Below are 14,762 nucleotides of genomic sequence, written 5' to 3'. Positions count from 1 at the left end.
GAACGAGAAGCGTTAGAAAATGGAACATATAGCAGTCTGGGTAGCCGCTTTTCTTACTCTGGGCATAATCTCCTTTCTATATAAGGACAATGCCTGGTACAAGCTGTGCGAAGCGATCTTTGTCGGTATCTCGGCGGGCTACTGGTTTGTGGTTCTGTTCTGGGATAACATCTACGGCAAATTCTGGATTGGCGTGTTTCCACGTGAGGAACTCAATGAAGCCGGAGAGGTTATCGGAGGCGCCAAGCCGGACTACTGGCTAATCGTTGGAGCGGTTCTGGGTATCTTGATGCTGATGCGGCTTGTTCCGAAAATCGGCTGGATTTCGCGCTGGCCGCTGGCATTTATCGTCGGTTGCACATCGGGTCTGTATCTCATTAACTATTTTTCGTCCAACTTGATGCGCCAGGTGCAGGGAACCATCATGCCACTCTTTGGCGCAAACTACGATCTGTCGGCCTACTATATAATTGGCAATCTGGTTATCGTCGTTGGTACCTTCACTGGTCTGGTTTATTTCTTCTTCTCTAAAGAGCACAAAGGTGTTTTTGGTGGGGCGGCCAAGATCGGTATTTGGACTATTATGGTCACCTTCGGCGCTTCGTTCGGCTACACCGTTATGAGCCGTATGTCACTCTTGATCGGCCGCGTTGATTTCTTGTTTGGCGACTGGCTGGGGTTGATTAACTAGTGCGAATTTATGTGCCGCCATCTCTGCGTTTATTGCTTCCGGTCCTGATCTGTGTTTTCCTTTTGATATCACTGGCAACTGCTCAGGAGAGTGACTCTACGCTTGTTTCTGAGGATTCGATAGCCATCGTGCCGGACTCCGAACTGGTAGTAGTGGCCCCGATTACCTCTTTACTCGTCGAAGATTACAAATACGACAATGGTCATAAGCTCCTGCTTTCCTGGGTGCCGTCCATTGACGATCAACTTGTTGACAGCAAGGTACTGGGCTATCGACTCTATCGCATCGTAAACGATAATACTCCTGAACTGGCCGCCAAGCTTCTACCGCAAGCGAACTCATATGCGGACGAAAATCTTGAGCGCGAGCAATCGTACTGCTATTTCGTAGAGGCGTTTTCTGAGAACTATATAGCTAAGTCTATCTCAAGTGCGCCTGTGTCGCCGGAACAAGAGTGGATAGATTTCGACCGTGGGTACCTTTTCCTGATGGCGCTCATCATTGCCGGAGCGGTCTTCTTCTTTATTGAGTCGGCCCGTCGCGGCAAAAAACTGTTTGTGCGTAAAATCGCCGGACTGGAGGCGGTTGACGAAGCCATTGGTCGGGCGACCGAGATGGGACGGCCGATCCTGTTTATTCCGGGCATTCTCGATATGGATGATGTCCAGACTCTGGCGGCAATTACAATCCTGGGGCGGGTTTCCCAGCAGATTGCCGACTATGATACGAAAATACGGATGCCGGTATCGCGGTCGCTGGTTATGACCGCCGCCCGCGAAACAATCAAGACCGCCTATCAGGCGGCTGGCCGACCGGATAAATACAATGACGACATGGTTAACTATGTTACCGATGAGCAGTTTGGCTATGTGGCCGCTGTTGACGGTATTATGGTGCGTGAGAAACCGGCGACAGTGTTCCTCCTTGGTGCATTCTTTGCCGAGTCTTTGATTCTAGCCGAGACCGGCAATTCGGTGGGGGCGATTCAGATTGCAGGCACAGCCCGTCCGGCCCAGCTGCCGTTCTTTATCGCTGCCTGTGATTTTACTTTGATTGGCGAAGAGCTTTTTGCGGCTTCCGCTTATTTGTCCGGTGAACCAAAACAGTTGGGATCACTCAAAGGGCAGGATGTGGGCAAGGCGATTGCCATGACCGCTATTATTGTCGGAGTGGTGGCCGTGACTATTGGCACCGCCTGGGATGTGAAAATTTGTAACGACGTCGTGCGCTGGCTGACAGTGCTGTTTACGGCGCAGTAAGAGTTTATGAAGAGAGAAATACCACTCCTTATCACGTTTGGAATCGGCACCCTGCTGATTCTGTCGGTGTTTATTCCACCGATGGAAACGTTGGGTGAGGATTTCACGGTCTTCTTTGACATCATTGCCGTGTTCGCTTTTTTCCTCGGTGGCGGTAATCTCCTGAGAGTCCACGTCAACAAGCTTCAGAACCGCAAGACCGATTGGCCATTCTCCATTGTCACATTGGTGGGGTTCGTGGTTGTGCTGGCTATAGGGATGTTCAAGCTTGGTAATCCCGGCGGTATCGCCGCTCAGCCTACCGCAGCGGGATCGCTTTTCCAGGAAATTTTTGATTATGTTCTTGTACCGCTGGGGGCGACGATGTATTCGTTGCTGGCCTTCTTTGTGGCCTCTGCTTCGTATCGTGCTTTCCGGGCCAAGAATCGCGAGGCTACGATCCTCCTGATTTCCGCGTTTATAATCCTGCTGGGGCGCACGCCGTTTGGAATGATGGCCACCGGGTGGATACCGGAGTCTTTTGACATTTTACAGGTTCCCAATATGGCAGTCTGGATCATGAACTCACCCAATCTTGCCGGACAACGTGCGATCCTGATCGGTATCGGACTGGGCGTGGTTTCGATGTCGCTGCGTATTATTCTCGGCATCGAACGCACGTATCTCGGGGGGGACGATTGATGCCTGATCTGTGGTTGTCGATTCCGCTCGTTGCTTTGGTTGATGTCGGCCGAACGATCTCGCTGATATTCATCGGCGGTGGCCTGGTGTGGTTGCTTATCAGTGCGCTCAAGGGCAGAGAGGTCGATCGTCGGATCATCTTCCTGTTCATTGCCCTGTCTGTCGCAGCGCCGATCCTGTTCCCAATGACATTCTCCGAGAAAGCCACTGCGGTGGTTAAGGCGGTCTACGACAAAGTTGAATCACTGCCCGAAGGCTCTAGCGTATTGATCTCGTTTGATTTTGATCCGGCTATGGCGCCGGAAGTACAGCCGATGGCCAATGCCATCACCCGTCATGCGTTGTCTCGTGGCCACAAAGTTGTTTTCATGTCTCTCTTTGCCACCGGCCAGGCATTGTTGACGCAGAGTCTTCAGGAAGTGGTTGTTGAAGGCTTCCCGGAGCTTGTAGAGGGCCAGGACTATGTTAACCTGGGCTACAAGGCCGGCAATGAAGGCGTGCTCAACGTCATTATTACTAATTTCAAAAAGATGTTCCCGACCGATGTCAACAACATCCCCTACGACAGCATTGAAGCTCTCCGTGGCATTAGGTCCTGCAAAGACCTCGACTTGGTCGTGTCTATCGGTGGCGGTAAGCCCGGAGTTAAGGAATGGGTGTTGTTTGTAGGCGACCCGGGTCAGGTGCCGATTGCCGCCGGTGTGGCCGCCGTAGTTGCCCCGCAGATGTATCCCTATTACCCCAAACAGATATTGGGGATTCTCGGCGGGATCAAAGGGGCGGCCGAGTATGAATCCGAACTGATCAAGCACTATCCTCGCTTCGCTGATATGGATACTCCCGGTCTCCGTATGATGGGACCGCAGACTCTGGCTCATATGGTTATCATGATCTTCATCGTGATTGGTAATCTATCCTTCTTTGTGGCCAAACGCAGAAGGAGGCGTGAATGAGACGCGGTCCGATCATTGTTGCGACGGTCGTAGGCGCACTTTTTGTGCTGAGTTGGATTTTGAAATCCGGTTCTCTGGCGGATGATGGTGGACACTATATCATCGACGGTTTCAAGTATACCTTTGCCGCCTTTCTGACTCTGGCCATTTTCTCGTTCATGTACAAGGACAACCCGTTCTATAAGTTCGCCGAGCATCTTTTCGTCGGCGTATCGGCTGCTTTCTGGATGTGCATGGGTTTCTGGACGACTATTGTGGGCAATCTCGTACCACGAATCTCTGAATCACTCTCAGGTTTCTTCGAGGTTCCGTATGAGGCGGACAACCAGAACCTGTTCTACTTTATCCCGGTTGTCCTTGGCATTCTGTTGTTGATGCGTCTGTCGAGCAAGTACGGATGGATTTCTCGCTGGCCGCTGGCGTTCATTGTCGGAACCACGGCCGGGTTCAATTTTGTGCGCTACCTGCGCTCCGATTTCATCAATCAGGTGTCGTCTACGTTTGTGCCACTGTTGGTTGAATGGCAGGGTATAGGCCATTTCTTCTCGAATCTCTCGCTGAACGCATCAGGGCAGTTGGTAACAATGTTGGCCAACTGGGTTATTTTCCTTGGGGTTTTCTGTGGTCTGATTTATTTCTACTTTTCCAAAGAACACAAAGGCGCTTTCGGTGGAGCCTCGAAAATGGGCATCTGGATTCTAATGATCACTTTTGGCGCTTCGTTCGGATACACGGTCATGGGGCGTATCTCGCTCCTGGTCGGCCGTCTCACATTCCTTTTTAGGGATTGGCTAGAGCTAATAAGTTAACGGTTCTCTGACAAAATGGGAGAACAGTATGAAGCATAAAGTACTACTGATTCTGTGTCTGTTAATCACGTTGGCAGGGGTTACCGCTCTGGCTCAGGAGGTCGAACCGCCTGATACTGCTGCGGTGACTGATTCGCTGGCTATGCCGCCACCGGCGCCGCCGTCGATGGTTGAGGGCTGTGATGTACCGAACGATCATGGTCATGCGATTGATCTCACTTGGGAAATTTCGGCCGATGATGGCGACGGGCAGAACTCAGTATTGAGTTATGAAATTTTCAGGTGGATTCCATCGTTGGTTGACACGTTGAGGATGATGAGGCAGCAGATTGACAGTCTGATTGAAGCTGCTGAAATCGTAGATGATCCAAATGTCGATTATAAGGAGCTCATCAAAGAATTAAGATCTGGATATGCTGGTATTGCTGACCGTCTTCCGGAGGCCCATACCCAATATCCCAATGGTGGTGATTGGGTTTCAATTAAAGATGTCCCAATGGGTACTTCATCTTACACAAATGCCGGCACCAAGGATAAGATGTCACAGGATTATATCCCTGATTATTCTGATTTATATTATCGGATAGATGCTGTAACCATTTATCCGGAAATCAGGTCAAGTTCAGAAGTCATTGGGCCGGTTCAATGTTATGGACAATGGTTTAACACTGGCCGGATTCCTGTTTTTGTGGCCGTGCTTTTCTTCTGTTCTTTGACAATCTTCTTCGTCCAAAGAGCAAGAAAAGGAGCCGATCTGTATGTTCGTCCCATTAGTGGAATCGAGGCAGTAGATGATGCTATTGGCCGCGCCACAGAAATGGGTCGTCCGATTCTTTATGTACTCGGATTGGGAACGGCAGCCGATGTAGCTACAATTGCATCGTTTACAATTCTCAGCCGCGTTGCCAAAAGAGTGGCTGAATACCAGACCGAACTGATCGTCCCGACTTATGATCCTATTGTTATGTCGGTGGCACAGGAAGTTGTCAAGTCAGCTTATCTGGATGCCGGAAGAGCTGACAACTACAATGAAGATATTGTATTCTTTGTGACGCAGTCACAGTTTGCGTATGTGGCGGCCGTCAATGGGATCATGCTTCGCCAGTATCCAGCTACTAATGTATATATGGGGATGTTCCACGCTGAATCCTTATTGTTAGCTGAGACCGGAACTGAAGCCGGGTCGATTCAGATTGCGGGAACCGACCAGATTGCGCAATTGCCGTTCTTCATTGTTGCCTGTGACTATACGTTGATTGGTGAAGAGCTTTATGCGGCATCGGCCTATCTGGGGAAAGAACCTGTCCTGCTAGGTTCCCTCAAGGCTCAGGATTATGCTAAGGCAGCGGTTCTAGTAATTGCCTGTCTCGGTTTGCTTGCCGGCAATTTTGGCTTTGATGCTTTCATTGAACTTTTTCATGTGACGGATTAGGAGGAGTTGAATATGAAAAGACAAATTCCATTTGCTTTGGTTTTCATGTTTGGACTCTTTATGGTTCTGCAGTATTTTGTTCCGCATGAAAAATCAGAGTGGATATACGAGTTTCTTCTGGACTGGATCTATATTATCGGGATATTCGCCCTGGCGCTTGGTATATGGTCATTGTTCAGAGTCTCAGTAAACAAGATTAGTTCCAGAAAAGAAGGCTGGCAGTACTCTTATGTTACACTGGCCGGTCTCTTTTTGATGGTTGCTTTCGGTTTTACGCAAAGGACAGGTGACTCCTGGGGGATGTACTTTGTCTGGCTGCTTCTTTCTTTGATGTGTCTCGGCTCAATCATGCAGGCAAGAGTCGCGGCATCTTCTGGTCAGAAGAAACTGTTTTCTATAGCGGCACTTGTCACCTTGGTTATAGCAATATTGGTGGCGGTGTTTGATAATGCCTGGAACTTCTATTTCTATACAGCCGAAGGGCTTGAGAACAGCATGTTCAGGACGTTTTTTGATCATGTCCTGATGCCTATTCTGGCCAGTATGTTCTCTCTGTTGGCGTTCTTTATTGCCTCAGCGGCTTATAGAGCTTTCCGTGCTCGCAATGTTCTGGCATCACTTCTTCTGATAGCTGCTTTGATTGTTATGCTTCGCTTCAATCCCTGGATTCTGGGAGACTACTCCTACCGGATGGCCGAACTCTCTAACTGGTTGATGAACGTACCCAACCTGGCCGCTCAAAGAGCCATTGTAATTGGTGTCGGCCTAGGAATGGTAGCCACAGCTTTGAAGGTGGTCCTGGGTATCGAGCGCAGCTATATGGGGAAAGGATAAGGAGGGCATACTATGGACGTATTTGAAAAACTAATGAAGTTGGATCGTCGATGGGTCTTCCTGTTTCTGATCGTAGTATGTGTTGCATCATACTATATCGATTACAAAGTGCCCATACTGCCGGAGGACGAGTCACGTAAGGTCTATGATTTTATCGATAGTCTTCCTCCTGGAGAGATTGTCTTTATTGCAATTGACTATGATCCGAACTCCATGGCAGAGCTACACCCTATGACATATGCCATTGTCGAACACTGCTGGCGTAAGGATCTGAAGATCATATTTACGGCTCTCTCACAACAGGGTCCTGGAATGGCTGATCAGGTGATTCGTGATCTTAGCGATTCGATGGTCCTTGACAGATCCTACCACAGTGTGGAATACAAGGGAAGAGAGATCGTAAATGGTGTTGATTATGCCTTCCTTGGCTATAAACCATACTATGCTCTTGTAATACTGGGGATGGGGCAGGATTTCCGCCTGCCGTTTCCGGCTGACTATTACGGTACTGCGATTGATTCTCTACCGATGATGCAGGGCGTGATTAATTATGATCAGGTAGCCTGTGTGCTCTCTCTTTCCAGTGGAACTATTTCTGACGCCTGGATATCATATGGGCAGGGTAGATTCGGTTTTCCACTCTTCTTCGGTCTTACGGGAGTTATGACCGCTCAGTATTATCCTTTCTATGGTTCAGGTCAGGTTAGGGGTATGATGGGTGGAATGCTTGGTGCTGCCCAATACGAATCCTATGCTGATAATCCCGGACGAGCTATGGAGGCTATGAAGGTACAGTTGCCGGCTCATTTGGTTATTATCCTGTTTATTATAATGGGTAATATTGGTTTCTTTGCCAGTAGGTCAAAGAGGAAACGCGGGGAGGTGAGCTGATGGATTTCGCAACCTTCTTATGGACAACATTCGGTGTCTTTGTGACGCTGTCTATCTTTTCGTTCCTCTACAAAGACAATCCGTTCTACAAGTTCGCCGAGCATCTTGTGGTTGGTGTTTCAGCCGGTTACTTTGTCATTATCCTATGGCACAATGGCCTGAAACCAAACCTGTTTGCTCGACTGGCCGATGGTGACTGGTTTTTCCTCTGGTTGAATTCTACTCAGCCCTGGTATCTGATTCCAGCTATACTTGGTGCCCTGATGTGGACACGGTTTTCGAAGGACTATTCCTGGGTCTCGCGTTATCCGATGGCCATGTATATCGGTATTGCCACCGGTATTGCTATCCCCCTCGAGATGGCCAACAGGATAAACAAACAACTATATGCGACTATGCAGTTGATTCAAGTCGATACGACTGATCTCTATGGCTACATATTTGGATATGGAGGTTTCAACCTTATAGACATCTCCACTGGAATTTCAAAAGCAATCATCTTTGTTGGTGTTATGACTGGCCTGGTATACTTCTTCTTCTCCAAAGCTCACACGGGCTGGTTCGGGAGGATGGCCAAAGTAGGCATTTGGACGTTGATGATCGGCTTCGGAGCATCCTTTGGATTTACAGTGATGGCTCGTATATCCCTGTTTATTCAGCGTATTCAGGATGTTGACCACTGGGGTAATTTGGCTTGGAATGTTAATAATGATATTTCTGATTACCATATCGGATATCTGCTTGTATTCTGGCTAATGATGGCTCTCGTTTTTGGATATATTCTTAAGGAGATTGTCCAGCACGTCAAATCCAAGAAGGCCAAAATACAGACACCATAGTCGAAACAGACTTAGACAAAAATCAGCCGCCCGGTCAACTGCCGGGCGGCTGATTTTTTATGTTGATTCCAAGCCTTCTAATCACTATAGTATTATGGGTGATGTCACCGATAGTGTTGGCTATACACCAATGAATATGAGATACAAATGACTACTTATGATCACATTTTTCATGACCAATCCCGGATTTCGGAACCGGTGTATGTGGACGAAAATCGGAAATCTCTGTTTCCTGTTGGCAGTCCCAGAGTTACATGGTTACGGAGATGTGCGCGTAAGGGACTGCAATACAGGAGGATAGCCGCTGGCAAAAATGGCGCACGAGTAAGTCATTATCAATATACCAATTAGGCGAAGTTTTTTTACCCAATTGGAAGATAAGGCTTGACATACGGCAAGGATTTCCCGTTATTTTCTCTGGAGGAACCGAGGCGACAGTTATTAATAGTTGTCGTCTGCTTTGGTAGGCAAGGGTAGCCACCGTGTAAGCACAGGGAAAGTGAGGTAGGACAATGGCTCGGGCAAGGAAGACCGACCAATCCAAAACCAACACTGAATCTCCATCCAAGGCCGACAATCCGGAGAAGAAGCAAGGTAGTCTCTCTACTGCAGAGGCGCGTCGGGAGTATCAGCGCCGGTACTATCAGATGCACAAGGAAAAGGCGAAGGAATATCAACGGCAGTATAATCTGGCGCACAAGAAGAAAGCTCGCGGAGGACGTGGCAGATCCAGTTTTGATTGTCCTCGTGAGGTTGTTCGGTCCACCTTCAATAGCACAGACATTATGCATGCTCCCGTTGAAAAAACCCTCCAAATGCTGGAGAAGATCATCAAGGGTGAGCGCTTCTTCACGATGTAGTTCCAGCGACCGGTCGTATGTGGGTAGTCGAGACATAGATTATGTGTCCGGCTGCTCTTGGTGTTGCCTGCGGGTGTCGATATATATATACTAGGGACATAAGTAATCTTAACCATATGACTTGAGGGAATGGTATGTCTGCCAGGAAAGCAGGTCCGCAGAAAAAAAGCGCGGTCAAGAAGGTCGCAAAAAAGACCGCAAAATCGACACCCAAGAAGACCACAAAGAAAGTAACAAAAGCAACAACGATGAAAATTGCTACGAAGAAAGCAGCTACGAAGCCAGTTGCCAAATCGAAGGCGACGGCTGCACCCAAGAAAGGAAACATAGGATCTATGAAGGTCTCATCCAAGGGCAAGTACTATTATTACTTTGGCGATAAGAAAGCTGACGGCAACGGTACCATGAAGGACCTGCTGGGCGGCAAAGGGGCTGGTCTGGCGGAAATGAGTCGGGCTGGAATTCCGGTACCTCCCGGATTCACGATCACCACCGATGTCTGCCATCTTTATTATGAAAACGGAATGGAGATCCCCAAGGCCATCGACAAGGACCTTGAGAAACAGATAGCGAAAATCGAGAAGTCGGTGGGTAAGAAGTTCGGTGATCCGACCGATCCGTTGTTGGTATCGGTTCGTTCCGGAGCGAAGTTCTCAATGCCGGGTATGATGGACACTGTGCTTAACCTGGGATTGAATCAGGAGTCTATGGAAGGTCTGGCTGCCAAGAGTGGTAATATGCGTTTTGCCCTTGATAACTATCGACGCTTCGTCTCTATGTTCGGCAGCGTTGTGCTTGGCATCGACAAGGAGCTTTTCGAGAAGGTTATCACTAAGAAAAAAGCCGACAAACGTATCAAACAAGACAGCTCGCTTCAGGAAATTGACCTCAAGGATATCATTAAAAAATTCAAGGGAATTTGTAAGAGAAAGTCCGGCGAGGCATTTCCTGACGATCCATTCGTACAATTACGCATGTCTCGGGATGCTGTTTTCCGCAGTTGGAATAACCCCCGTGCTATTTCATATCGGCGCATGAATGATATTCCGTCCAACCTGGGTACGGCGGTCAATGTTCAGGCTATGGTATACGGCAATATGGGTAACACCAGTGCCACCGGGGTTGGATTTACACGAAATCCTGCTACCGGGGAAAATGAATTCTATGGCGAGTATCTCGTCAATGCCCAGGGTGAAGATGTGGTCGCCGGCATTCGCACGCCGCAGCCAATCATCAAGCTCAAGAAAGAGATGCCGCAGGTTTTCAAACAGCTCAAGTCAATTACGACTCAACTTGAGAAGCACTACCAGGATGTACAGGATTTCGAGTTTACAGTTCAGGAGAACCAGCTGTTCATGCTTCAGACTCGGGCTGGCAAGCGGACCGTACAGGCGGCCATTAAGATCGCTGTGGATATGGTCCGCGAGAAGCTGATCGATAAGGAAGAAGCACTACTGCGAGTCGAGCCTGAGGAATTGGATCGGCTGCTCCATCCCAGTATTGATGCCAAAACCAAGTATGACGTCCTGGCTAAGGGTCTGCCTGCTTCGCCGGGAGCGGCCTCAGGTAAGGTTTACTTCACCGCCGAGGAAGCTGTCAAACGTTCCGCCAAACAGTCTGTTATTCTTGTTCGCGAGGAGACGAATCCTGATGACATCGAGGGTATGAATGCAGCGGCAGGAATCCTCACCGCTCGCGGTGGAATGACTTCCCATGCTGCGGTTGTAGCCCGAGGTATGGGTAAGTGCTGTGTTTCCGGTGCCGAGTCTATCCGTGTCACACCCACCAAGAAACGACTTCAGGTGGGCAAGCTGATTATCAAGGAAGGCGAGGTAATTACTCTCAACGGTTCTACCGGAGAAGTTATTCTGGGCAAAGTCCCTACGGTCGAACCGGAATTGTCAGGCGAATTCTCCGAATTCATGAGCTGGGCCGACGAGGTGCGCAGGCTCAAGATTCGCACCAATGCCGACACTCCCCGTGACTGCCAACAGGCGCTCAAGTTCGGTGCGGAGGGGATCGGACTCTGTCGTACCGAGCATATGTTCTTTGCCGAGGATCGCATTCCCATCGTCCAGGATATGATTCTGGCTGACTCGGCTGAGGAAAGACAGGTTGCTCTCGACAAGTTGCTCAAGTTCCAGAAAAAGGACTTCAAGGCCATCTTCAATGCAATGGAAGGAAAGCCGGTCACGATTCGAACCCTGGATCCACCGTTGCACGAATTCCTGCCCCGAAAGGAAGAGGTCGAGGCAAAGATTGAGGCTCTGGACAAGGCCGATGACGACTACGAGGCGAATCTGGCTAAGCTTCAGAAAGTAACCCAGCGTCTGGATGAACTCCACGAACTCAATCCAATGCTGGGACATCGTGGCTGTCGTCTGGGAATCGTATACCCGGAGATTACCGAGATGCAAGTCCGAGCCATTATTCAGGCGGCCTGTGATCTGACCAAGGACAAGAAGGTCATCAAACCTGAGATTATGATTCCGCTGGTGGGTCATGTCAACGAGTACATAAACCAAAAAGAAGTCGTCCAGCGGGTGGCCAACGAGGTGATTGCCAAGCACAAATCCAAGAAACTGGATTACATGATCGGCACCATGATTGAGATACCGAGAGCAGCCCTTACGGCTGATGAGATTGGAGAAGAAGCTGAGTTCTTCAGTTTTGGAACCAATGATCTGACTCAGATGACAATGGGTTTCTCTCGCGACGATGTGGGCAAGTTCCTGCCGCGTTATGTCGAACAAGGCATCCTTCCTAAGGATCCGTTCGTGTCAATCGATCAGACTGGCGTGGGTCAATTGGTGAAAATGGGCACGGAAAAAGGACGCTCAGTCAAGCCTGACCTTAAGATCGGCATCTGTGGTGAGCATGGTGGCGATCCGGAGTCCATTTCCTTCTGTGATAAAACCGGATTGGACTATGTGTCCTGTTCGCCATACCGGGTGCCGATTGCTCGTTTGGCTGCTGCTCAGGCGACATTACGAAAAAAGGGCGGAGGTAAGGGCCGCACTGGCACCAAATAGAGCCGGCTCCATAGATGAACTGGTGAAAAAAAGGCTCGGCAGATTTCTGCCGGGCCTTTCCTTGCGGACTCTCATTTCCATTGACAAGAGGAACATCGAACGCCTTAATGAGACCGCGAATTTGAGATGATAGAATCGGTTGGATCAAGGTTGACCCGACCATCTCTTGGAGATCGAATCAGTATGAAGCACTCGTTGGACGGCATATTCAGACCTAAATCGGTGGCGGTTATTGGCGCCTCGACCCGCAAAGGCAGTATCGGACGGGAAACCCTGCACAATATTCTGTTGGCTGAGTATAACGGCAAGGTCTTCCCGGTGAATCCATCAGCCTCCGTCATCCACTCCATCAAATCGTATTCAACTATCCTGGATGTTCCCGATGCTGTCGATTTAGCTATCGTCATAGTACCCAAGCAGGGTGTCGCGGAGGTTGTCCGGCAGTGCGGCGAGAAGGGTGTTAAGGGTCTGGTTGTTATCTCGGCTGGTTTCTCCGAAGTAGGTTCCGAGGGGATAAAACGTGAGGCTGAAGTTCTTCAGGTGGTGAGAGAATATGGGATGCGGATGATCGGTCCCAATTGCTTTGGCGTAGTCAACACCGATCCCAGCGTCAGCCTGAATGCCACTTTCGGGAAGATCTTCCCGCATGAAGGGCATGTTGGTTTCATCACTCAGTCAGGGGCGATGGGTGAGGCCATCATGAATACCGCTCGTTTGTTGGGTATCGGGTTCTCGGTCGTTGCCTCGATTGGCAACAAAGCTGATATCTCGTCCAATGACATCCTCGAGTACATGAAAAACGACCCCCGTACCGAGATAATCCTGCTCTATCTGGAGAACTTTGGTAATCCCCGTAACTTCACGGAGATTGCCCGTGAAGTGTCGAGGATCAAACCAATTGTGGCAGTGAAGTCAGGACGGACATCTCTGGGCGCCAAAGCGGCCTCATCACACACGGGAGCACTGGCCGGGCTTGATGTGGGTGTGGATGCCCTGTTTGATCAAGCGGGTGTTATGCGCGTTGATACTGTCGAGGAACTCTTTGACGTGGCAAGAGCGCTGTCAATGCAGCCAGTTCCCAAAGGCAAGGGAGTCGTTGTGGTTACGAATGCCGGTGGCCCCGGAATCCTGGCTACCGATGCTCTGATCAACAATGGTCTGGAAATGCCCCCGTTGTCGGCACCGACCGTCAAAAAGCTCAAGACATTCATCTCGGCCGATGCTTCTTTCTCCAACCCGATGGACATGGTGGCTGGAGCTGGCCCGAAAGAATTCAAACTGACCCTGGATGCTGTCAAGAAGGACAAACGCTACGACACTATCGTTCCGATTTTTGTACCGCCGATCACTATTGACGAACTCGATGTGGCCAGGAATATCTACGATTCCGTCAAAGACACCAGCAAAACAGTTCTGGCCTGTTTCATGGGAGCCGGGTTCAATTCGCCCGGAATCGAGTATCTGAAAAGCAACAGCATTCCGGTCTATATCTTTCCCGAGGCGGTGGCTAAGACTTTGCAGACAATCGAGCACTATCGCCAGCGGATAAATGCCCCACGGGGTAAGCTCAAAACCTTCAAGGTTGATTCCGATCGGGTGGAGAAGATTGTCAGCGAAGCAAAAGCGGCTGGCAAGAGCGCGATTGTTGGTGATGAAGCGATTGACATCCTCGCCGCATATGGCATCCAGGCCGCTGGCTACCGTTATGCCTCCAGCCGCAAGGAAGCGGTGGAAATTGCTCAGGATATGGGCTACCCGGTGGTGATGAAAATCAATACGCCGGCTATTCTTCACAAGACCGAGAAGCATGCCGTCATGGTCGACCTTCGCACTGACAAAGAAGTCAAATCGTCCTTTGCTGATCTAAAGGAACGTGTCGAGGAAGAACTGAAATCGGGCGAGAAATTCTCAGTTGCCATGCAAAAAATGATCTCCGGTGGAATCGAAACTGTCATGGGGATGGTTGATGATCCGTCGTTTGGTCCGCTCATCATGTTCGGTCTTGGTGGTATCTACGTCGAGATTATGAAAGACGTGGCGTTCCGTATTAATCCCTTGAGAACGGCTCATGCTTCGGAGATGATAAAATCTCTGCGCTCGTATCCACTTCTTGAGGGCTATCGGGGTGCTCCTCCGGTGCATATCGCTACGGTGGAGGAGACGTTGTTGCGGTTGTCGCAATTGGTGAAAGATTTCGATTGTTTCAGTGAGGTTGATATCAATCCCTTCATGGCTTCACCGGACAAGGAGAACTGCAAAGCGGTCGATGCCCGTTTCCTGATCCGCGAGTAAGACCCATCGGGCCGAGTCATTAGTAGGGCAGGAGCCGCCTCGCGCTCCTGCCATCAGCTACAGCACATTTCCAACTTGATCCCATAGACTGCTAACTCTATCTTGAGGCTAGTCATGAAGAAGTTGTTAATGTGGGTCGAATCTGCTGTGTCGCCAAGTTGCAGGCCGCCCAATGCAATGGAGAGAGAC

Annotated in this window: 12 protein-coding genes; all 12 read left to right on the top strand. The window is 49.6% G+C overall.

Translation table 11 applies throughout. The features are described from left to right. The first annotated feature begins 19 nt into the window (after nucleotides 1-19). Nucleotides 20-691, top strand: coding sequence for a hypothetical protein (locus KOO62_02705; protein ID MBU8932896.1), 672 nt, complete (start codon nucleotides 20-22; stop codon nucleotides 689-691). After that, complete coding sequence (locus KOO62_02700) at nucleotides 691-1,950, top strand: hypothetical protein (GenBank protein ID MBU8932895.1); 1,260 nt, start codon at nucleotides 691-693, stop codon at nucleotides 1,948-1,950. The genes KOO62_02705 and KOO62_02700 overlap by 1 nt, the downstream gene beginning before the upstream one ends. Before the next feature lie 6 nt (nucleotides 1,951-1,956). Next, the gene (locus tag KOO62_02695) at nucleotides 1,957-2,631 is read left to right on the top strand and encodes a hypothetical protein (GenBank protein MBU8932894.1); all 675 of its coding nucleotides are present in this window, start codon (nucleotides 1,957-1,959) and stop codon (nucleotides 2,629-2,631) included. Next, nucleotides 2,631-3,584, top strand: coding sequence for a hypothetical protein (locus tag KOO62_02690; GenBank protein ID MBU8932893.1), 954 nt, complete (start codon nucleotides 2,631-2,633; stop codon nucleotides 3,582-3,584). Before KOO62_02695 ends, KOO62_02690 begins: the two co-directional genes overlap by 1 nt. Continuing rightward, nucleotides 3,581-4,393, top strand: a complete 813-nt coding sequence (locus tag KOO62_02685) for a hypothetical protein (GenBank protein ID MBU8932892.1) — start codon at nucleotides 3,581-3,583, stop codon at nucleotides 4,391-4,393. The genes KOO62_02690 and KOO62_02685 overlap by 4 nt, the downstream gene beginning before the upstream one ends. 28 nt (nucleotides 4,394-4,421) lie before the next feature. Further along, nucleotides 4,422-5,825 (top strand): hypothetical protein, encoded by a 1,404-nt coding sequence (locus KOO62_02680; GenBank protein MBU8932891.1) that lies wholly within the window; start codon nucleotides 4,422-4,424, stop codon nucleotides 5,823-5,825. A 12-nt stretch (nucleotides 5,826-5,837) separates the two neighbouring features. Next, the gene (locus KOO62_02675) at nucleotides 5,838-6,659 is read left to right on the top strand and encodes a hypothetical protein (protein MBU8932890.1); all 822 of its coding nucleotides are present in this window, start codon (nucleotides 5,838-5,840) and stop codon (nucleotides 6,657-6,659) included. A gap of 12 nt (nucleotides 6,660-6,671) precedes the next feature. Then, a complete protein-coding gene (locus KOO62_02670) occupies nucleotides 6,672-7,550 on the top strand; it encodes a hypothetical protein (GenBank protein MBU8932889.1) in 879 nt (292 codons plus the stop codon). Beyond that, the gene (locus KOO62_02665; protein MBU8932888.1) at nucleotides 7,550-8,389 is read left to right on the top strand and encodes a hypothetical protein; all 840 of its coding nucleotides are present in this window, start codon (nucleotides 7,550-7,552) and stop codon (nucleotides 8,387-8,389) included. Before KOO62_02670 ends, KOO62_02665 begins: the two co-directional genes overlap by 1 nt. A gap of 512 nt (nucleotides 8,390-8,901) precedes the next feature. Next, a complete protein-coding gene (locus KOO62_02660) occupies nucleotides 8,902-9,249 on the top strand; it encodes a hypothetical protein (protein ID MBU8932887.1) in 348 nt (115 codons plus the stop codon). A 248-nt stretch (nucleotides 9,250-9,497) separates the two neighbouring features. After that, the gene (gene ppdK, locus KOO62_02655; GenBank protein MBU8932886.1) at nucleotides 9,498-12,281 is read left to right on the top strand and encodes a pyruvate, phosphate dikinase; all 2,784 of its coding nucleotides are present in this window, start codon (nucleotides 9,498-9,500) and stop codon (nucleotides 12,279-12,281) included. A 183-nt stretch (nucleotides 12,282-12,464) separates the two neighbouring features. Continuing rightward, a complete protein-coding gene (locus KOO62_02650; protein MBU8932885.1) occupies nucleotides 12,465-14,573 on the top strand; it encodes an acetate--CoA ligase family protein in 2,109 nt (702 codons plus the stop codon). Nucleotides 14,574-14,762 lie beyond the last annotated feature (189 nt).

The organism is Candidatus Zixiibacteriota bacterium (assembly GCA_019038695.1).
GTDB lineage: Bacteria > Zixibacteria > MSB-5A5 > GN15 > FEB-12 > B120-G9.
This window is presented reverse-complemented; position numbering and strand designations above follow the sequence as displayed.

Excerpts from the sequence above, each read along its gene's own strand:
- KOO62_02705 (MBU8932896.1), top strand. The coding sequence starts at position 20 with ATGGAACATATAGCAGTCTGGGTAGCCGCTTTTCTTACTCTGGGCATA.
- KOO62_02680 (MBU8932891.1), top strand. The coding sequence starts at position 4,422 with ATGAAGCATAAAGTACTACTGATTCTGTGTCTGTTAATCACGTTGGCA.
- KOO62_02675 (MBU8932890.1), top strand. The coding sequence starts at position 5,838 with ATGAAAAGACAAATTCCATTTGCTTTGGTTTTCATGTTTGGACTCTTT.
- KOO62_02670 (MBU8932889.1), top strand. The coding sequence starts at position 6,672 with ATGGACGTATTTGAAAAACTAATGAAGTTGGATCGTCGATGGGTCTTC.
- ppdK (MBU8932886.1), top strand. The coding sequence starts at position 9,498 with ATGAAAATTGCTACGAAGAAAGCAGCTACGAAGCCAGTTGCCAAATCG.
- KOO62_02665 (MBU8932888.1), top strand. The coding sequence starts at position 7,550 with ATGGATTTCGCAACCTTCTTATGGACAACATTCGGTGTCTTTGTGACG.
- KOO62_02650 (MBU8932885.1), top strand. The coding sequence starts at position 12,465 with ATGAAGCACTCGTTGGACGGCATATTCAGACCTAAATCGGTGGCGGTT.
- KOO62_02695 (MBU8932894.1), top strand. The coding sequence starts at position 1,957 with ATGAAGAGAGAAATACCACTCCTTATCACGTTTGGAATCGGCACCCTG.
- KOO62_02690 (MBU8932893.1), top strand. The coding sequence starts at position 2,631 with ATGCCTGATCTGTGGTTGTCGATTCCGCTCGTTGCTTTGGTTGATGTC.
- KOO62_02685 (MBU8932892.1), top strand. The coding sequence starts at position 3,581 with ATGAGACGCGGTCCGATCATTGTTGCGACGGTCGTAGGCGCACTTTTT.
- KOO62_02660 (MBU8932887.1), top strand. The coding sequence starts at position 8,902 with ATGGCTCGGGCAAGGAAGACCGACCAATCCAAAACCAACACTGAATCT.